At 71.2% G+C, this 16731-nt stretch carries 12 protein-coding genes and 1 pseudogene; 9 read left to right on the top strand and 4 right to left on the bottom strand.

Going from position 1 to position 16731, the window contains the following annotated elements; genetic code table 11:
• Positions 1 to 81 precede the first annotated feature (81 nt).
• Positions 82 to 1464 (top strand): SMI1/KNR4 family protein, encoded by a 1383-nt coding sequence (locus ACFZBD_RS00710; RefSeq protein WP_391133061.1) that lies wholly within the window; start codon positions 82 to 84, stop codon positions 1462 to 1464.
• Positions 1465 to 1556: 92 nt separating this feature from the next.
• A complete protein-coding gene (locus ACFZBD_RS00705) occupies positions 1557 to 1886 on the top strand; it encodes a deoxyxylulose-5-phosphate synthase (protein WP_391133057.1) in 330 nt (109 codons plus the stop codon).
• 48 nt (positions 1887 to 1934) lie between these two features.
• Here ACFZBD_RS00705 and ACFZBD_RS00700 read toward each other — a convergent pair whose 3' ends face one another.
• Positions 1935 to 2345 carry a Rid family hydrolase gene (locus tag ACFZBD_RS00700; RefSeq protein WP_391133054.1) on the bottom strand — a complete coding sequence of 137 codons (411 nt, stop codon included), beginning with the start codon at positions 2343 to 2345 and terminating at the stop codon, positions 1935 to 1937.
• A 37-nt stretch (positions 2346 to 2382) separates the two neighbouring features.
• On the opposite strand from ACFZBD_RS00700, the pseudogene ACFZBD_RS00695 reads away from it, so the two are divergent.
• Positions 2383 to 2799, top strand: a pseudogene (locus tag ACFZBD_RS00695) (HAD family hydrolase); the annotation flags it as partial.
• A gap of 336 nt (positions 2800 to 3135) precedes the next feature.
• Here the strand turns inward: ACFZBD_RS00695 and ACFZBD_RS00690 are convergent.
• Both ACFZBD_RS00690 and ACFZBD_RS00685 read right to left on the bottom strand, forming a co-directional pair.
• On the bottom strand, positions 3136 to 4431 hold the full coding sequence (locus ACFZBD_RS00690) for an NAD(P)-binding domain-containing protein (RefSeq protein ID WP_391133051.1): 1296 nt from the start codon (positions 4429 to 4431) through the stop codon (positions 3136 to 3138).
• 204 nt (positions 4432 to 4635) lie between these two features.
• Positions 4636 to 5979, bottom strand: a complete 1344-nt coding sequence (locus tag ACFZBD_RS00685; RefSeq protein ID WP_391133048.1) for an ROK family protein — start codon at positions 5977 to 5979, stop codon at positions 4636 to 4638.
• A 136-nt stretch (positions 5980 to 6115) separates the two neighbouring features.
• Between ACFZBD_RS00685 and ACFZBD_RS00680 the strand changes: the two genes are divergently transcribed.
• From ACFZBD_RS00680 to ACFZBD_RS00665, 4 genes are read left to right on the top strand one after another with little or no spacing between them, the layout of a single operon-like run.
• Positions 6116 to 7420, top strand: a complete 1305-nt coding sequence (locus tag ACFZBD_RS00680; protein WP_391133045.1) for an extracellular solute-binding protein — start codon at positions 6116 to 6118, stop codon at positions 7418 to 7420.
• Positions 7421 to 7432: 12 nt separating this feature from the next.
• Complete coding sequence (locus tag ACFZBD_RS00675; protein WP_391133042.1) at positions 7433 to 8425, top strand: ABC transporter permease subunit; 993 nt, start codon at positions 7433 to 7435, stop codon at positions 8423 to 8425.
• 52 nt (positions 8426 to 8477) lie between these two features.
• Positions 8478 to 9317 carry an ABC transporter permease subunit gene (locus ACFZBD_RS00670; protein ID WP_391135831.1) on the top strand — a complete coding sequence of 280 codons (840 nt, stop codon included), beginning with the start codon at positions 8478 to 8480 and terminating at the stop codon, positions 9315 to 9317.
• 35 nt (positions 9318 to 9352) lie between these two features.
• The gene (locus tag ACFZBD_RS00665; protein ID WP_391133039.1) at positions 9353 to 10723 is read left to right on the top strand and encodes a GH1 family beta-glucosidase; all 1371 of its coding nucleotides are present in this window, start codon (positions 9353 to 9355) and stop codon (positions 10721 to 10723) included.
• A gap of 27 nt (positions 10724 to 10750) precedes the next feature.
• On the opposite strand, the gene ACFZBD_RS00660 is transcribed toward ACFZBD_RS00665, so the two are convergent.
• A complete protein-coding gene (locus ACFZBD_RS00660) occupies positions 10751 to 11812 on the bottom strand; it encodes a substrate-binding domain-containing protein (protein WP_391133036.1) in 1062 nt (353 codons plus the stop codon).
• 189 nt (positions 11813 to 12001) lie between these two features.
• On the opposite strand from ACFZBD_RS00660, the gene ACFZBD_RS00655 reads away from it, so the two are divergent.
• Positions 12002 to 14203: a discoidin domain-containing protein gene (locus ACFZBD_RS00655; RefSeq protein ID WP_391133033.1), complete on the top strand. Its 2202-nt coding sequence runs from the start codon at positions 12002 to 12004 to the stop codon at positions 14201 to 14203.
• A 245-nt stretch (positions 14204 to 14448) separates the two neighbouring features.
• Entirely contained in the window at positions 14449 to 16572 is a 2124-nt protein-coding gene (locus ACFZBD_RS00650) for a discoidin domain-containing protein (protein ID WP_391133029.1), read from the top strand.
• Positions 16573 to 16731: the final 159 nt, after the last annotated feature.

The raw sequence follows: 16731 nt of genomic DNA, 5'->3' as shown, positions 1-16731 counted from the left end.
CGGAAGCCTGCGCGGCCGGCCCCGGATCAGGGGGCGGCATCCGGGTGCTGCGTCGCGAGAGGCGCGGCATAGGGTCGGCCCATGAACGAGCCGGCCTCCCTCCCCTCCGTGCCGCCCTTGCACTCCTTCGACACGTGGGCGCCGCTCCTGCGGGAGTGGGCGGCCGGGAGCGAGGCGCAGGACGAGGACGGGACGGTGCACCTGTCCGGTGCGGTAGGCCGGGACGCGTGGTCGTCACGGTCCCGGCCGCGCGGGAGGGCCTCGGCCGCGGAGCGGGAGGCCGTCGAGCGGGTGAGGGACGCCCTCGAAGGGGCCGGCGTGGAGTCCGTGACCTTCTCCGCCCGGGTCACCCCCTCGGGCAGGACCCGGCTGCGGGTGAGGGGCCCCAGCCCGGCCGTGGAGTCCGGACCGGCGGGCGGCGGGGCGCTCCTGCTGGTCGAGGGCGCGGTCCCCGAGCCCTGGCGCCGGCTGCCCGCCTCGGCCCCCGCCGCGCACCCGGCCCGGTCGGCGGACCCGGTGGCGCTGGAGCGGCGGTTGCGCGCACGGCTGCCCGGCGCCATCGGCGCCGGCGACGAGGAGATCGCCGCCACCGAAGCGCGTCTCGGCCTGCGACTTCCCGACGAGTTGCGGGCCCTCTACCGGGTCGTGCGGTGGAGGCGGGAAGACGCGCACGGCGACGACCGAGCCGGGGTGTACGACACCGTCGGATGCGAACTCTTCCCCCTGGACGACGTGTACGTCGCCGACTCGGCGTCCCGGCCGGCGCCCTGGAGGTTCGCGGCCTGCGAGGCCGCTGTCACCCCGCCCGACGCCGCCGTCCAGGGCCTCGTCGGCTCGCCCGGCTGGATCGTCTTCGGGGACAACGGCGGCGGCGACCGGCTCGCGGTCGACCTGACCCCAGGGCCGGCCGGCCACACCGGGCAGATCGTGCTGCTGAGCCACGAGTCGTTCCTCGGCGCCGAGCTGATCGCCGACTCGCTCACCGACCTGGTGCGGCGGGTCAAGCCGCGCGGCCGACGGCGGTCCGGCTCCCGCCGGCGGAGCGAGGGACCGGCGGTCGCCCACGTCAACGTGGCCCATCTGCGCGGCGTCGAGGCCGCCGCGCACCCGGAGCTGGAGGTGCTCTGCATCGGGGTGTGGGACGACGCGCCGGTCGACCTCACCCCTGTGGTCGGACTACCGCGCCTGCGCACCCTCACCGCCTACCCGGGCACCCTCGCCGACCCCCGGCAGATCGGCAGGCTCGGTCTGGAGTACCTCGACATCGGGCCGGCGGAGTGGCGGGCCCTCCTGGACGCCAAGGCCGTCCCCCGCAGCCTGGCGGCAGCCGGCATCACCACACACGGCCTACGCGACCACGGCCGGCTCGGCGACCTCTCCAACGAGATCCTGGCCCTTTGGGGACGGCCGCCGATCGTCCGCACCGTGCTGGTCGGCGAGCTGAGCCCCGGGCCGCACGCCTGATCACGCCCCTATCGATCGGGCTGTCTCACCCTGCGCCTCACGCACACGTAATGGCGTAGCGGTCGGAGCGTGCGTGGCTCTAGCCTGCACGTATGAGCCATGGAAAGACCTCGTACGTCTGTCTGCCCTGCCGGGCTTCGTACAAGCAGGCGTACGGCCCCGAACGCGAGCGGCGCTGTCCGCGCTGTGCGAAGGCGATGATCCACGCCGGTTCGGCGTTCGCCGCGCCCCGGCGCCGTGACACGGACGCCTGGCGAGCCCTGTCGGTGGTCCTGAACGCGGGCATCAGGTTCCACAAGTCCTGCTGCGGCGGCCCCGGATGGCGCCCGCGCACGGTGCGCGAGATCAAGGAACGCACGCTCTACGCGCACCGTACCGGGGAGCCCTTGGCGCGGGCTCTCCTCCGTTGGCAACTGCACTGACGCAGAGCTTCCGGCTCGGACCGCCGATGCCATCAAGATCGTTCGAAGTCAGTCAGGCAACGCCACGGTGAGATCCACCTCGACGAGCTGCCCCGGAAAGCCCAGTTGGGCGACGCCCAGGAGCGTGCTGGCGGTGGTGAACGCCGGGCCCAGGGCAGACTCGGTGAGCCGACGCCATGCGGCTCCGAGAGCGTCCCTCTCGTCGCTCCGTACGTAGATCACCGACCGCACCACATGTTCAGGCTGGGCACTCACCGCTGCCAGGGCGGCGAGCGCGTTGGCGACCACCTGGTCGACCTGCGTCTCGAGGGAACCGGAACCGACGAGGTCACCCTTCCGGTCAAGCGGGCACTGCCCCGCCAGGTAGGCGGTACGGCCCGCCTCCACCACGGTGATGTGGTGGTAGCCGGGTGTCTCATGCAGCTGCTCGGGGTTGATGCGGGTGATCTTCTCAGTCATGTCAGCGAGTCTGACCACCGCGGTGCCGGCACGCACCGCATTTTCTCCGCCCCCTGAGCTGCTCGGCGCTCTGCCCTCCACGGGTTGGGCGTTGGTGACGTCGAATGACGAGCACCGGGTGCGCGGACGCTTCGCCCGGACCGGCTTGCCGGTGCCGGACGTCATCGTGGATGCCGCCTCCGTGGAGGAAGGCAAGCCCTCGCCCGTCCCGTATCTGCTGGCTGCCAAGCGGCTCGGTGCCGAGCCGGAGGACTGTCTGGTGATCGAGGACGCCCCGTCCGGGGTGCGGTCCGGGCTGCGTGCCGGCATGACGGTGTGGGGCGTCAACGCTCCCGTCGCGGTGGACGGCGTGCACCGTCACTTCGGGAGTCTGCGCTCGGCGGTCCTCGACATTCTTGCCTTCACGTCCGGAACCCACCCCGACCAGCGGGAGGGCTCGTCGCCCGTAGAGTGATCTCGCTGTGGCTGGTGTGATCACGGCGTCGGAGTCGTGCGGGCAGGCCTGTCGTATGGTCTGTGCTGATGGCCGGTCGGAGATCGTGAGGGACTCGCGGCGATGGGGGGCGGGTCGGACAGGCCCCGGCCGCAGGCTCGGGTCTGGAGATGTGATGCCGTGTGCCCGCCCCCCAACTCCGCCGCCCCACGCCGCTGTCACCTCGCGCCGTCGGCGCCGCGCCAGCTGACGTGACACCCCGTCATGCACGTGCCTCCGCACGCGTCGACCGTCGCCCCTGACCCCTCCAGGGCGGGGTGACGGTCGACGGCTCCCACGAGAGGGCGAACCGGACGGTCAGGCGTCCTGCAACTCTCGTAGATCCCGCAGATAGGGACCGACGTCCACCTGGATGGAGGATCCCTCCGACCGTCCGTAACGCTCCTCGACGCCGCTCAGGTACGTGCGGATCTCCTCGCGCATGACGTCCGTCGACGGCAGGACGATGTCGTCGGCGACGACCTGCGCCACCCACCGTGCCTGGGCCTCCACGAGGCGGGTGATCGACCCGACCGGGCGGATCAGGCCGACGAAGAGCAGCCCGGGACGGTCGGGCGCGACCATGCGCCGGTACAACTCGACCGCCCCGCGCCGCGGGTCCGAGGGGCAGCCGTCGGGGAGGAAGGGGAAGGCCATGCGGAAGCCGGTGCAGTAGACGATCGCGTCGGCCTCGACCGAGGTTCCGTCGGTGAAGGACACCCGGCTGCCGGCCAGGGACTCGATCGCGGGCTTCGGCAGCACCGCGCCGTGCCGTATCCGGCTCAGGATCTCGTCCGAGATGGTGACGGCCGAGGAGAAGACGGGGTGGTCGGGCTCGGGCAGGCCGTAGTCCGACAGTCGGCCCCGTGCCACGAAGAGCGCCTGCTCGACGAAGCGCCGCTGTTCGGCGAGGGACATCGCGGCCCACCAGGGCGCTTCGGCGATCAGGTCGACGGACATGCCGAAGAGCTGCTTGGGCACGATGTGCAGACCACGGCGGACGGACAGCACGGTCCGCGCGGCGTGCCGGGAGAGGTCAGCGGCGATGTCGACGGCCGAGGCCCCGAGGCCCACGACGACCACGCGCTGCCCGGCGAAGTCCTTCCCTGTCTGGTAGTCCATCGAGTGCAGAATCCTTCCTTCGAAGGACTCGGCGCCCGGCGGCAGCGGATCGGGCAGCGCGGGCTCGGTGTTGTGGCCCGAGGCGACGATCACGTGCGAGAAGCGGCGTTCCGTCACCTCGGCCGCCGCGTCCCGGCTGACGACCGTCCAGGCCCCGTCGGCGTCCTGCCGTGCCGAGAGCACCTCGGTGCGCAGTTCGATCCGCGGCAGCAGACCGGCCCACTCGGCGAAGGAGCGCAGATAGGCGGCGACATCGTCGTGCCGGGGATAGAGCGGGAGGTCGTCGGCCATCGGGAACTCGGCGTAACCCGTCAGCTGTCTGGCGCTGTTGAGGTGCAGCGACAGATACGCCGGGCCGCGCTCGCCCGCCCCCGGCCGTCGCCAGAGCCCGCCCACGTCCGGCGCCTTCTCCAGGCAGACGAAGTCGATGCCCCGGTTCGCGAGCGCGCGGGCGGTCGCCAGGCCCGACAGGCCGGCACCGATGACACACACGGTCGCGGCGGTGAAAGCGCCGCCAGCACGTGACCCGCTCAAGAAAGCCCCCTCCACAGAAACACCCTCCGTCTTTGCGACGGGCGTTGACTTCCCAGTCGACTCCCGCCTCACACCCCACGTGAGCAACACGACGACACCGGGTCTCGCGCGGACGGCCCGGTCGTGGCCTGCGCAGACCCGGGAGGTGACCCTACCGACGGATCAGGTCGTCACGCGGTCCTGGAGGGCGGCCTGCCAGGCGGGGGCCGGGGTGATGGGCGCCGTCTCCGGGCGGCGGCCGCCCCGCGCGAAGAAGTCGGCCAGGGGCAGCAGGGCCGCTCCCACGGTGACCGCCTCCGGGCCGAGGGTGCCCAGGGCGATGCCGGTCCGGCTGGCCGGGTAGCGCAGCGCGTACTGCCGCGCGTACGCCGTCACGGTCTCCAGGAAGCGCGCGCCGAGCTGGAGGCCGGCCCAGCCGCCGACGAGGATGCGCTCCGGCTGGAAGAGGTTGATCAGATCGGAGAAGCCCGCCCCGAGGTATTCGGCGGTCTCCTCCAGGACGGCGAGCGCCGTCAGGTCGGGCTCCGTGCCGGGGCCGGGGGGGTAGGCGGCGGCGAGCATCGCCGTCAGGGCCGTCTCCTCGTCGGCGTCGGCCGGCGGCTGCCCGCCCGCCTCGCGCCAGCGCTCCAGCAGCGCCTCCGCTCCCGCGTACGCCTCCAGGCAGCCCTGCGCGCCGCAGCGGCAGCGGCGCCCCCGGACCCGTACGGTCAGATGCCCCCACTCCAGGGCCCGTCCCGGCCCCAGCGGGTCCGAGACCACGCAGGCGCCGACGCCCGAGCCGAAGAGGACGACCACCGCGCTGCGGGCGCCACGTCCGGCGCCGAACCACATCTCGGCCTGGCCGAGGGTCTTGGCGCCGTTGTCGATCCAGTACGGGACACCCGCCGGCAGTTCCACGGCCGAGCGCAGCAGTCGCTCCAGCGGGACGGCGTGCCAGCCGATGGTCTGACCGTGCACCACCGAGCCGTCCTCGCCGGTGCGGGAGACGATTCCGGGGACGCCCACGCCGACGCCGAGCAGGCGCTCCGGTGGTACGTCCGCGATCCGCAGCACCTCGGCGATGCCGTCGCGGAGGTGGCCGACGATGACCTCCACGTCGTAGCGCGCCGTGCGCGGCCCCGAGCTGGCCAGCGGCCGCTCGGCGCGCGCGAGCTCGGTGAGGGTGAGGTCGAAGAGTTCGATCCTGACGCGGGTCTCGCCGATGTCCACGCCGATCATGCAGCTGCTGGCGGGGGAGATGCGCAGGAGCGTACGGGGCCGTCCGCCGGCCGAGTCGACGCTGCCGGCCTCCTCGACCAGACCCTCGGCGACGAGTTCGGCGACGACGTTGCTGACCGAGCCCGAGCTCAGTCCGGTCGCGGGGCCGAGCACGAGGCGGCTCATCGGCCCGTCGAAGTACAGCCTGCGCAGCACCGCGGTGCGGTTCTCGCGTCGCAGGTCACGCACCGTGCGGCCACTTCTCGCGTGCACTCGGGTCCCCGTCTCTGCAGTCGTCCGGTGCAACATACCCGCATGACAGGCCTTGACGCGACCTTCTCATGGGGTTTAACTCACATCCTAAATTAAGCCGATGTGACGGAGAGCGGCGCGGGCGCCCTCACCGTGTCGGCCCTCCCGTCACCCCCGAAAGGGCCCAGGAGCCATGCGCAGAATCAGAGCCGCAGTCACCGGTGCCGTCACCCTGTCCCTCGTCCTCACCGCCACCGCCTGCGGCGGGGGAGGGGACAACGCCTCGCAGCCGAAGACCCTGACCTACTGGGCCTCCAACCAGGGCTCCAGCCTGGAGGTCGACAAGAAGGTGCTCCAGCCCGAACTCGACCAGTTCGAGAAGGAGACCGGGATCAAGGTCAAGCTGGAGGTCATCCCCTGGTCCGACCTGCTCAACCGCATCCTCACCGCGACCACCTCCGGCCAGGGCCCCGACGTCCTCAACATCGGCAACACCTGGAGCGCCTCCCTCCAGTCCACCGGCGCGCTGCTCCCCTGGGACTCGAAGAACTTCCAGGCCATCGGCGGCAAGGACCGCTTCGTCGACTCCGCGCTCGGCTCCACCGGCGTCCCCGGCCAGGACCCGGCCGCCGTCCCGCTCTACTCCATGGCCTACGCGCTCTACTACAACAAGAAGATGTTCAAGGACGCCGGCATCGAGAAGCCGCCGACGACCTGGGACGAGCTGATCGCCACCGGCAAGAAGATCAGCAAGGACGGCAAGTGGGGCATAGGCGTCGAGGGCTCCAACCTCTCCAACAACATCCACCAGGTCTTCGTGTTCGGCAAGCAGCACGGCGCCGAGTTCTTCACCCCCGACGGCAAGGCCGACTTCACCTCCGACGGCGCCGTCGCCGCCGTGAAGCAGTACGTCGACCTGATGGCCACCCAGAAGATCGTCGCCCCGGGCAACGCCGAGTACGCCCAGAACCAGTCGCTCAGCGACTTCGCCAAGGACCGGACCGGCATGGTCCTGTGGCAGACGCCGTCGCAGACCTTCGCCTCCCAGGGCATGTCCGAGGAGGAGTGGGGCGTCGCCCCCGCCCCCGTCCAGTCCGGCAAGCCCGGGCAGGGCACCCAGACCAACTCCATGGTCGCCGGCATCAACATGGCCGTCTTCAAGAACACCAAGAACCTCGACGGCGCCCTGAAGTTCGTGAAGTTCATGACCAGCGACGAAGAGCAGACCATGCTCAACAAGGCCTACGGCTCCGTCCCGCCGGTCAAGAGCGCCCAGAAAGCCCCGGAGTTCGCCGGCCCGTCGCTCGCCGTCATCCGCGACACCCTCGCCACCAGCGCCGCCGCCCTGCCGCAGGTCCCCGAGGAGTCGCAGTTCGAGACCGTCGTCGGCACCGCGGTCAAGGAGCTCTTCGCCGACGCCGCCGCCGGCCGGGCCGTCACCACCGAGTCCGTCCGGGCCAAGCTCGACAAGGCCCAGCAGCAGATGCCCAAGAAGTAGGCAGCCCCTCCCATGACCAGAACCACCGCCACTCTCGAGAGTGAGCCGGCGGTGCGCGAGGCCGCACCCGGAGAGGCACCCGCACCACGCCGCTCCGGGCGTCGCCGCACCGCACTGCCGTACCTCCTGCTCCTGCCCGCCCTCCTCCTCGAACTCCTCGTCCACCTCGTGCCGATGCTCATGGGCATCACCATGAGCTTCAAGGAGCTCACCCAGTTCTACATCCGGAACTGGTCGGAGGCCCCCTGGTCCGGGCTCGACAACTTCGCCGTCTCGGTCGACTTCGACGCACCCGTCGGCCAGGCCCTGCTCGGCTCCTTCCTCACCACCTGCCTGTTCACCGTCCTCTCCGTGGGCCTGTGCTGGCTGCTGGGGACGGCAGCGGCGGTCTTCCTCCAGGAGAACTTCCGCGGCCGGGGCCTCCTGCGGACCCTCTTCCTCGTCCCGTACGCCCTGCCCGTCTACGCGGCCGTCATCACCTGGGCGTTCATGTTCCAGCGCGACAACGGCCTCATCAACCACGTCCTGCACGACCAGCTCGGCATCGGGGACAGCCCCGCCTTCTGGCTCATCGGTGACAACAGCTTCTGGGCCCTGCTCATCGTCTCCGTGTGGAAGGGCTGGCCCTTCGCCTTCCTCACCGTCATGGCGGGACTCCAGAACATCCCCCGTGACATGTACGAGGCCGCCGCCCTCGACGGCGCCGGCGTCTGGAAGCAGATCCGCCACATCACCCTGCCGTCCCTGCGACCGGTCAACCAGGTCCTCGTCCTCGTGCTGTTCCTGTGGACGTTCAACGACTTCAACACGCCGTTCGTGCTCTTCGGCAAGGCCGCTCCCGAAGCCGCCGACCTGATCTCCCTCCACATCTACCAATCGTCCTTCCAGACCTGGAACTTCGGCACCGGCTCGGCCATGTCCGTGCTGCTCCTGCTCTTCCTCCTCGTCGTCACGGGCGTCTACCTCCTGCTCACCACCCGGGGAAGGAAGGCCACCGATGCCTGAGCACGCACGCGGGCACCGGACCGCCCGGCCCCCGAGGTCCGTCCGCTCCCCGATGGCGGCGCCCCGCTCCTTCCTCTGGACCCGCCGGATCTTCCTCACCCTGCTCACCGGCTTCGTCCTGCTGCCGGTGTACGTGATGATCTCCAGCTCCCTCAAGCCGCTGGAGGACGTCTCGGGCAAGTTCGAGTGGATCCCCTCCGGCCTCACCCTCCGCCCGTACGTCGACATCTGGGACACCGTCCCGCTCGCCGACTACTTCGTGAACTCCCTGATCGTGGCGGGGGCGGCCACCGTCTTCTCGGTCACCGTCGCGATCTTCGCCGCGTACGCCGTCAGCCGTTACACCTTCCGCGGCAAGCGGGTCTTCACGGTCACGGTCCTCTCGACGCAGATGTTCCCCGGCATCCTCTTCCTGCTGCCGCTCTTCCTCATCTACGTCAACATCGGCAACGCCACCGGCATCGCCCTCTTCGGCTCGCGCGAAGGCCTGATCCTCACCTATCTGACCTTCTCGCTGCCGTTCTCCATCTGGATGCTGACCGGCTACTTCGACTCGATCCCCCGGGAACTCGACGAGGCGGCCAAGGTCGACGGCTGCGGACCGATCAGCGCGCTGTTCCGCGTGATCGTCCCGGCGGCGGTCCCCGGCATCATCGCCGTCGCCGTCTACGCCTTCATGACCGCCTGGGGCGAGGTCCTCTTCGCCTCCGTCATGACCAACGACACCACCCGCACCCTCGCCGTCGGCCTCCAGGGCTACGCCACGCAGAACGACGTCTACTGGAACCAGGTGATGGCCGCCTCCCTCGTGGTGAGCCTCCCCGTCGTCATCGGGTTCCTCCTGCTCCAGCGCTATCTCGTCACCGGCCTCACCGCGGGTGCGGTCAAGTGACGCCCTTCACCACATCGATCACGAAGAGGTTCCCTGTGTCCGAATCCACCGACTCCCGCCCGCTCGATCTGGAGGCGTTCCCCCCGGACTTCTCCTGGGGGACGGCGACCTCCGCGTACCAGATCGAGGGCGCCGTCGACGAGGACGGCCGCGCTCCCTCCATCTGGGACACCTTCAGCCGCGTGCCCGGAGCGATCGACAACGGCGACCACGGCGACATCGCCTGCGACCACTACCACCGCTGGCCCGAGGACGTCGCTCTGATGAAGGGCCTCGGCACCGACGCGTACCGCCTCTCCGTCGCCTGGCCGCGCGTCGTCCCCGGCGGTGACGGCCCCGTCAACGCGGCCGGGCTCGACTTCTACGACCGGCTCGTCGACGGCCTCCTCGACGCCGGCATCACGCCCTCCGTCACCCTCTACCACTGGGACCTGCCGCAGGCCCTCCAGGACCGCGGCGGCTGGACCGAGCGCGAGACCGCCGAACACCTCGCCGCCTACGCCACCGTCGTCGCCGAACGGCTGGGGGACCGGGTCACCCAGTGGGCCACCCTCAACGAGCCGCTCTGCTCGGGCTGGATCGGCCACCTGGAGGGCCGGATGGCCCCCGGGCTCACCGATCTGACGGCCGCCGTCCGCGCCTCCTACCACCTCCTGCTCTCCCACGGCCTCGCCGTCCAGGCCGTACGCGCGGCCGCGCCGGACGCGCGGATCGGCCTGGTCACCAACCACTCCACGGTCGAGGCCGCGTCCACCCGGCCCGAGGACATCGCCGCCGCCCTCCGCATGGACGGGCACACCAACCGCTGGTGGCTGGACCCCGTCTACGGCCGCGGCTTCCCCGCCGACATGCGCGAGCTGTACGGAGTCGAGCTGCCCGAACGCCCCGGCGACGCCGAGACCATCGCCGCCCCGCTCGACTGGCACGGCCTCAACTACTACTTCCCGGTCACCGTCGCCGACGACCCGGCGGGCTCCGTCCCGTACGCCCGCGAGGTCCGCCTCCCCGACGTGCCCCGCACCGGCATGGACTGGCAGATCGACGCCGACGGGCTGGAGTCCTTCCTGCTGCGCCTCACCGAGGAGTACGGCGTGCGCCGGCTCTACGTCACCGAGAACGGCTCGGCCTTCCCCGACACCGTCGGCCCCGACGGCGCGGTCCACGACCCCGACCGCACCCGCTACCTGGAGGGGCACCTGGCCGCCTGCGCCCGCGCGGTGCGCAAGGGAGCCCCGCTGGCCGGCTACTACGCCTGGTCGCTCCTGGACAACTTCGAGTGGGCGTACGGCTACGACAAGCGCTTCGGCCTCGTCCACGTCGACTACGCCACGCAGCGCCGGACCGTGAAGACGAGCGGGCACCGGTACGCGGACATCATCCGGGCCCACCGGGAGGGGAGCCGCTGACGCACCGGCCCCCGCGGGGGCCGCGGGTCACGCGGACTCGCGTACCACGAGCACCGGCTCGAACACCTGCGAAGGAGGTTCGGGCCGGCCGCCGTCCCGCACGGCCGGGAGCGGCGAGGGGAGAGGCCGGCCGCCGTCGAGCTGTGCGGCCAGGAGCCGGGCCATGGCGGCCGCCATCCGCTCCACCGGCTGGCGCACGGTGGTGAGCGCCGGCCGGCTCTTCCGCGCCGCCAGGGAGTCGTCGAACCCCACCACGGCCACGTCCTCGGGGACGGCCACCCCCCGCTCGCGCAGGTACTGGCAGGCCCCCTGCGCCATCAGGTCGTTCGCGGCGAACACGGCGTCGATCCCCGGGTTCTCCTCCAGCAGCCGGGCCATCGCCTGCCTGCCGGAGTCCACCGTGAACCGCCCCCGCACGACGGGCACGGACGTCACCCCACGGGCCGCGAGCGCCTGCCGGAACCCGTCGAGGCGGGCGCGGGCCGTCGGAGCGGTCACGGGCGCCGCGATCGTGGCCGGCCGCCGCCGGCCCGTCGCCCAGAGGTGCTCGGCGGCCAGCCGGGCACCCGCCTCGTTGTCGCAGTCGACGTAGCCGCAGGGCACGGCGCCGTCCGGGCGGCCGAAGAGCACCGTCGGCAGGCCCGCGGCCACCAGCATCGCCGGCAGCGGATCGTCCTCGTCGAGCGACACCACCAGCGCCCCGTCGGCGCCCCCCTGTCGCAGGTACTCCACCAGCTGGGTCCTGGCCTGCTCCGACTCGGCCACCAGCAGCACCGGCTGGATCCCGCTCTCGCGCAGCGCCGGCAGCACGCCGTCGACCACCCGTCCGAAGAAGGGGTCGGAGAAGACCCGGGCGGCGAACGCCTCCCCCGTCGCGGAGAAGACGAGACCGACGGTGCCGCTGCGCCGCGTCACCAGGGAACGGGCGGCCTGGTTCGGCGCGTAGCCGATGCGTGCGATGGCGTGGCGTACGGCCTGCTGGATCTCGGGCGCCACGTTGCGTACGCCGTTGACGACGCGCGACACCGTCGCCCGTGACACCCCCGCCTCACGTGCGACGTCCTCCAGAGTCGGCCCTCGATTCCCCACCCGTGCACCTTAACGGGGCTGCGGGCGGGGCGGGCGCGCGACCCGGACGGGGCCCCGGAACATGCTGTCGACACTTAATGAAAGCCAAAAGAAAAGCCATGTCCTACTCCTTGACCGCTCACTCGAGGGGCGGGCATGGTTTCGGAGAGCGCTCTCCCACGTTTCCGTTCCGTATACCGAGGAGCCCCCATGCCATCCGTCGGGTCCCCGCCGGCCTTCCGGCGCCCCGCCTCATCCGTCAGACGGGCCACCGTCGGCGCACTCGTCTCGTCCATGGCCGCCGCCCTGCTCGCCGTCACCCCGGCGACCACGGCACACGCGGCTCCCGCCCTGCTCTCACAGGGCAAGACCGCCACCGCCTCGTCGAGCGAGGGGGGCGCCTTCACGGCCGGCGCCGCCGTCGACGGCAACCTCACCGGAACCCGCTGGGCCAGCCAGTGGCAGGACTCCCAGTGGATCCAGGTCGACCTCGGCCAGAGCGCCACGCTCGACCGCGCGGTCCTCACCTGGGAGGCCGCATACGGCAAGAGCTACCAGATCCAGGCCTCCGACAACGGCACCGACTGGCGGACGCTGACCACCGTCACCGCCGGCGACGGCGGCACCGACGACGTCTCCCTCTCCGGCTCCGGCCGGTACGTCCGGATGAACGGACTGACCCGGGCCACCGGATACGGTTTCTCGCTCTGGGAGTTCCAGGTGTACGGCACCCCCGGCGACGGCGGTGGCGGCCCGCAGCTGCCGGGCGGTGGCGACCTGGGCCCGAACGTCCACGTCTTCGACCCGTCCACACCGGGCATCCAGGGCAAGCTGGACGAGGTGTTCCGGCAGCAGGAGTCGGCCCAGTTCGGAGCGGGGCGGCACGCCTTCCTGTTCAAGCCCGGGACGTACAGCGGCCTGAACGCGCAGATCGGCTTCTACACCCAGATAGCCGGCCTCGGACTGCGCCCCGGCGACACCACGATCAACGGCGACGTGACCGTGGACGCCGGCTGGTTCAACGGCAACGCCACGCAGAACTTCTGGCGCGGCGCCGAGGGTCTGACCCTGAACCCGGTCAACGGCACCAACCGGTGGGCCGTCTCGCAGGCGTCCTCCTTCCGCCGCATGCACGTCAAGGGCGGGCTCAACCTCGCCCCGAACGGCTACGGCTGGGCCAGCGGCGGCTACATCGCCGACTCGAAGGTCGACGGCCAGATCGGCAACTACTCCCAGCAGCAGTGGTACACCCGGGACAGCGCCATCGGCGGCTGGTCCAACAGCGTCTGGAACCAGACCTTCTCGGGCGTCCAGGGCGCACCGGCCAACGCCTTCCCCGAGCCCCGATACACCACGCTGGACACCACCCCCATCTCCCGCGAGAAGCCCTACCTCTACCTGGACGGCAACGAGTACAAGGTGTTCGCGCCCGCCAAGCGCGTGAACGCCCGCGGCACCAGCTGGGCCAACGGCACCCCGCAGGGCGAGTCCGTCCCGCTGAGCCAGTTCTACGTGGTCAAGCCGGGCGCCACCGCCGCGACCATCAACCAGGCGCTGGCCCAGGGCCTCCACCTGCTGTTCACCCCGGGCGTCTACCACGTCGACCGGACCATCAACGTGAACCGCGCCAACACCATCGTGCTCGGCCTCGGCCTCGCCACGATCATCCCGGACAACGGCGTGACCGCGATGCGCGTCGCCGACGTCGACGGCGTCCGGCTGGCCGGCTTCCTGATCGACGCCGGAGCGGTCAACTCCCCGACCCTGCTGGAGGTCGGACCGCAGGGCGCGGGCGCCGACCACGCCGCCAACCCCACCACCGTGCAGGACGTGTACATCCGCATCGGCGGCGCGGGGGCCGGCAAGGCCACCACCAGCATGGTCGTGAACAGTGACGACGCCATCGTCGACCACACCTGGGTCTGGCGTGCCGACCACGGCGAGGGCTGGGGCTGGGAGACCAACCGCGCCGACTACGGCGTCCGGGTCAACGGCGACGACGTGCTCGCCACCGGCCTCTTCGTCGAGCACTTCAACAAGTACGACGTGGAGTGGTACGGCGAGCGCGGCCGCACGATCTTCTACCAGAACGAGAAGGCCTACGACGCCCCCAACCAGGCGGCCATCCAGAACGGCACCACCAAGGGGTACGCCGCCTACCGCGTCGACGACTCGGTGAACACCCACGAGGCGTGGGGTCTCGGCAGCTACTGCAACTACAACGTGGACCCGACCATCGTCCAGGACCACGGCTTCAAGGCACCGGTCAAGCCGGGAGTGAAGTTCCACAGCCTCCTGGTGGTGTCCCTCGGCGGCATGGGCCACTACAACCACGTCATCAACGACACCGGGGCCTCCACCATCCCGGCCGGCACCTCCACCGTGCCGTCGACCGTCGTCTCCTTCCCCTGAGACGCCTCGCCCTCACCGCCCATCGACGGTGAGGGCCTCGATCCCCTTCCGGGCCGGGTGATCACGTCCCCGCGGCCCGGCCCGGAAGGGCCCGCACGATCAGACCGTGCATCCCCCTCCACACGGAGCGCCGCACGCGAGCCGGCCCGCGGGCCCGGTCCACCGTGCCCGGCGTCATGAATCAGCCAGGAGCACATGTGTCCAGTCCCCCCTCCGCGCCCGCTCGTTCCCGTGGGCGCCACGGAATGTCCCTCGTGACGCTCGGCGCCCTTCTCGCGTCCTCGCTCACCCTGAGCCTGGCCCCGCAGGCACAGGCCGCCGAGACGCTTCTCTCCCAGGGCAAGACGGCCACCGCCTCGTCGACCGAGGGCGACGCCTATGGTGCGGCCGCCGCGGTGGACGGCAATCTGACCGGTACCCGCTGGGCGAGCCAGTGGACGGACTCCCAGTGGATCCAGGTCGACCTCGGCGCGCGCAAGGACCTCAGCCGCACCGTCCTGACCTGGGAGGGCGCCTACGGCAGGAACTACGAGATCCAGGCGTCCGACAACGGCACCGACTGGCGCACCCTGAAGACGGTGACGGGTGGTGACGGCGGCACGGACGACCTCGCCGTCTCCGGCTCGGGCCGGTACGTGCGCATGCAGGGCCTCGCCCGCTCCGGCGGCTACGGCTACTCCCTGTGGGAGTTCCAGGTCTACGGCTCCGACGGCGGAACCACCCCTCCGCCGGGCGGCGCGGTCAAGGTGACCGGATCCCAGGGGAACTGGCAACTGACCGTCGGAGGACAGCCGTATACGGTCAAGGGCCTCACCTGGGGCCCGGCGACGGCCGACGCTCCCCGCTACATGCCGGACCTGAAGTCCATGGGCGTCAACACCGTGCGGACCTGGGGAACCGACGCCTCCAGCAAACCCCTGCTCGACGCCGCGGCCGCCCATGGGCTCAAGGTCATCAACGGCTTCTGGCTCCAGCCCGGCGGTGGTCCCGGCGCCGGCGGGTGTGTCAACTACGTCACCGACACGACGTACAAGAACACCATGCTCACCGAGTTCGCCACGTGGGTCGACACCTACAAGTCCCACCCGGCGACGCTCATGTGGAACGTCGGCAACGAGTCCGTCCTCGGCCTGCAGAACTGCTACGGCGGTGCCGAGCTGGAGGCCCAGCGCAACGCGTACACGACCTTCGTCAACGACGTCGCCAAGAAGATCCACTCCATCGACCCCGACCACCCCGTGACCTCCACGGACGCGTGGACCGGTGCCTGGCCGTACTACAAGCGCAACGCCCCCGACCTCGACCTGTACTCGATGAACTCCTACGCCAACCTCTGCAAGGTGCGCCAGGACTGGATCGACGGCGGCTACACCAAGCCGTACGTCATCACCGAGGGCGGCCCCGCCGGCGAGTGGGAGGTCCCGAACGACGTCAACGGCATCCCGGACGAGCCCACCGACGTCCAGAAGGCCGACGGCTACACCAAGGCCTGGGGCTGCGTCACCGGCCACCAGGGCGTCGCCCTCGGCGCCACCCTCTTCCACTACGGCCTCGAACACGACTTCGGCGGCGTCTGGTTCAACCTCCTGCCCGACGGCCTGAAGCGGCTCTCCTACTACGCCGTCAAGAAGGCGTACACCGGCTCCGCGGGCGCCAACACCCCGCCCGTCATCACCAACATGACCGTCAGCCCGGCCTCCGCGGCCCCGGCGGGGGGCGAGTTCACGGTCCGCGCCGACATCCGTGACCCCGAAGGCGACCCGATCACACCCAAGATCTACCTCAGCGGAAACTACGCCAACGGCGACAAGCGTCTCGTCGACGCGCGGTACCGCTCCCTGGGTAACGGCACCTTCGCCGTCACCGCTCCCGAGAAGCTCGGGGTCTGGAAGGTCTACATCCAGGCCGAGGACGGCCGCGGCAACGCCGGAATCGAGACGAAATCCGTCAAGGTCGTCGCCCCGCCCGTGAACGGAACGAACCTCGCCCAGGGCCGGCCCACCACCGCCTCCTCGTCCCAGGCCTCCTACGGCGACTGCCCCTGCCCCGCCTCCAACGCCACCGACGGCAACACCGGCACCCGCTGGGCCAGCGACTGGAGCGACCCCCAGTGGATCCAGGTGGACCTCGGCTCCGCCAAGCCGATCCGCACGCTCCAGCTCGTCTGGGACCCCGCCTACGCCAGGTCCTACGAGGTGCAGGTGTCCGACGACGGAAACGCCTGGCGGACCGTCCACACCACCACCACGGGCAACGGGGACATCGACACCATCCAAGCCGCCACCACCGCCCGTTACGTGAAGCTCCAGCTCACCGCGCGGGGAACCGGCTGGGGTTACTCGCTCCACGAGTTCGGCGTCTACAGCTGACAGGCACCGCCTGAGCCGCACCCGCCGCAACCGGCGCGCGGGGGGGGGGGCCCCCCCCCCCCGCCCCCCCCCCGCCCCCCCCCCCCGCGGCGGCCAAGGGAAAACGGTGGGTGGGCGGGTACGCGGGGCGGGTAGCCCCCCCCCGGGGGGTGTTTGGGC

This window comes from Streptomyces sp. NPDC008121, from assembly GCF_042957155.1.
In the GTDB taxonomy this organism is placed as follows: Bacteria; Actinomycetota; Actinomycetes; order Streptomycetales; family Streptomycetaceae; genus Streptomyces.
Note: the sequence above shows the minus strand (reverse complement) of the source record. Positions and strands in the feature narration are given on the sequence as shown.

What these genes read in the sequence shown, in the direction of transcription:
- ACFZBD_RS00710 (WP_391133061.1), top strand. Translation starts at nt 82, where the DNA reads ATGAACGAGCCGGCCTCCCTCCCCTCCGTGCCGCCCTTGCACTCCTTC.
- ACFZBD_RS00705 (WP_391133057.1), top strand. Translation starts at nt 1,557, where the DNA reads ATGAGCCATGGAAAGACCTCGTACGTCTGTCTGCCCTGCCGGGCTTCG.
- ACFZBD_RS00700 (WP_391133054.1), bottom strand. Translation starts at nt 2,345, where the DNA reads ATGACTGAGAAGATCACCCGCATCAACCCCGAGCAGCTGCATGAGACA.
- ACFZBD_RS00685 (WP_391133048.1), bottom strand. Translation starts at nt 5,979, where the DNA reads ATGTTGCACCGGACGACTGCAGAGACGGGGACCCGAGTGCACGCGAGA.
- ACFZBD_RS00680 (WP_391133045.1), top strand. Translation starts at nt 6,116, where the DNA reads ATGCGCAGAATCAGAGCCGCAGTCACCGGTGCCGTCACCCTGTCCCTC.
- ACFZBD_RS00675 (WP_391133042.1), top strand. Translation starts at nt 7,433, where the DNA reads ATGACCAGAACCACCGCCACTCTCGAGAGTGAGCCGGCGGTGCGCGAG.
- ACFZBD_RS00670 (WP_391135831.1), top strand. Translation starts at nt 8,478, where the DNA reads ATGGCGGCGCCCCGCTCCTTCCTCTGGACCCGCCGGATCTTCCTCACC.
- ACFZBD_RS00655 (WP_391133033.1), top strand. Translation starts at nt 12,002, where the DNA reads ATGCCATCCGTCGGGTCCCCGCCGGCCTTCCGGCGCCCCGCCTCATCC.
- ACFZBD_RS00650 (WP_391133029.1), top strand. Translation starts at nt 14,449, where the DNA reads ATGTCCCTCGTGACGCTCGGCGCCCTTCTCGCGTCCTCGCTCACCCTG.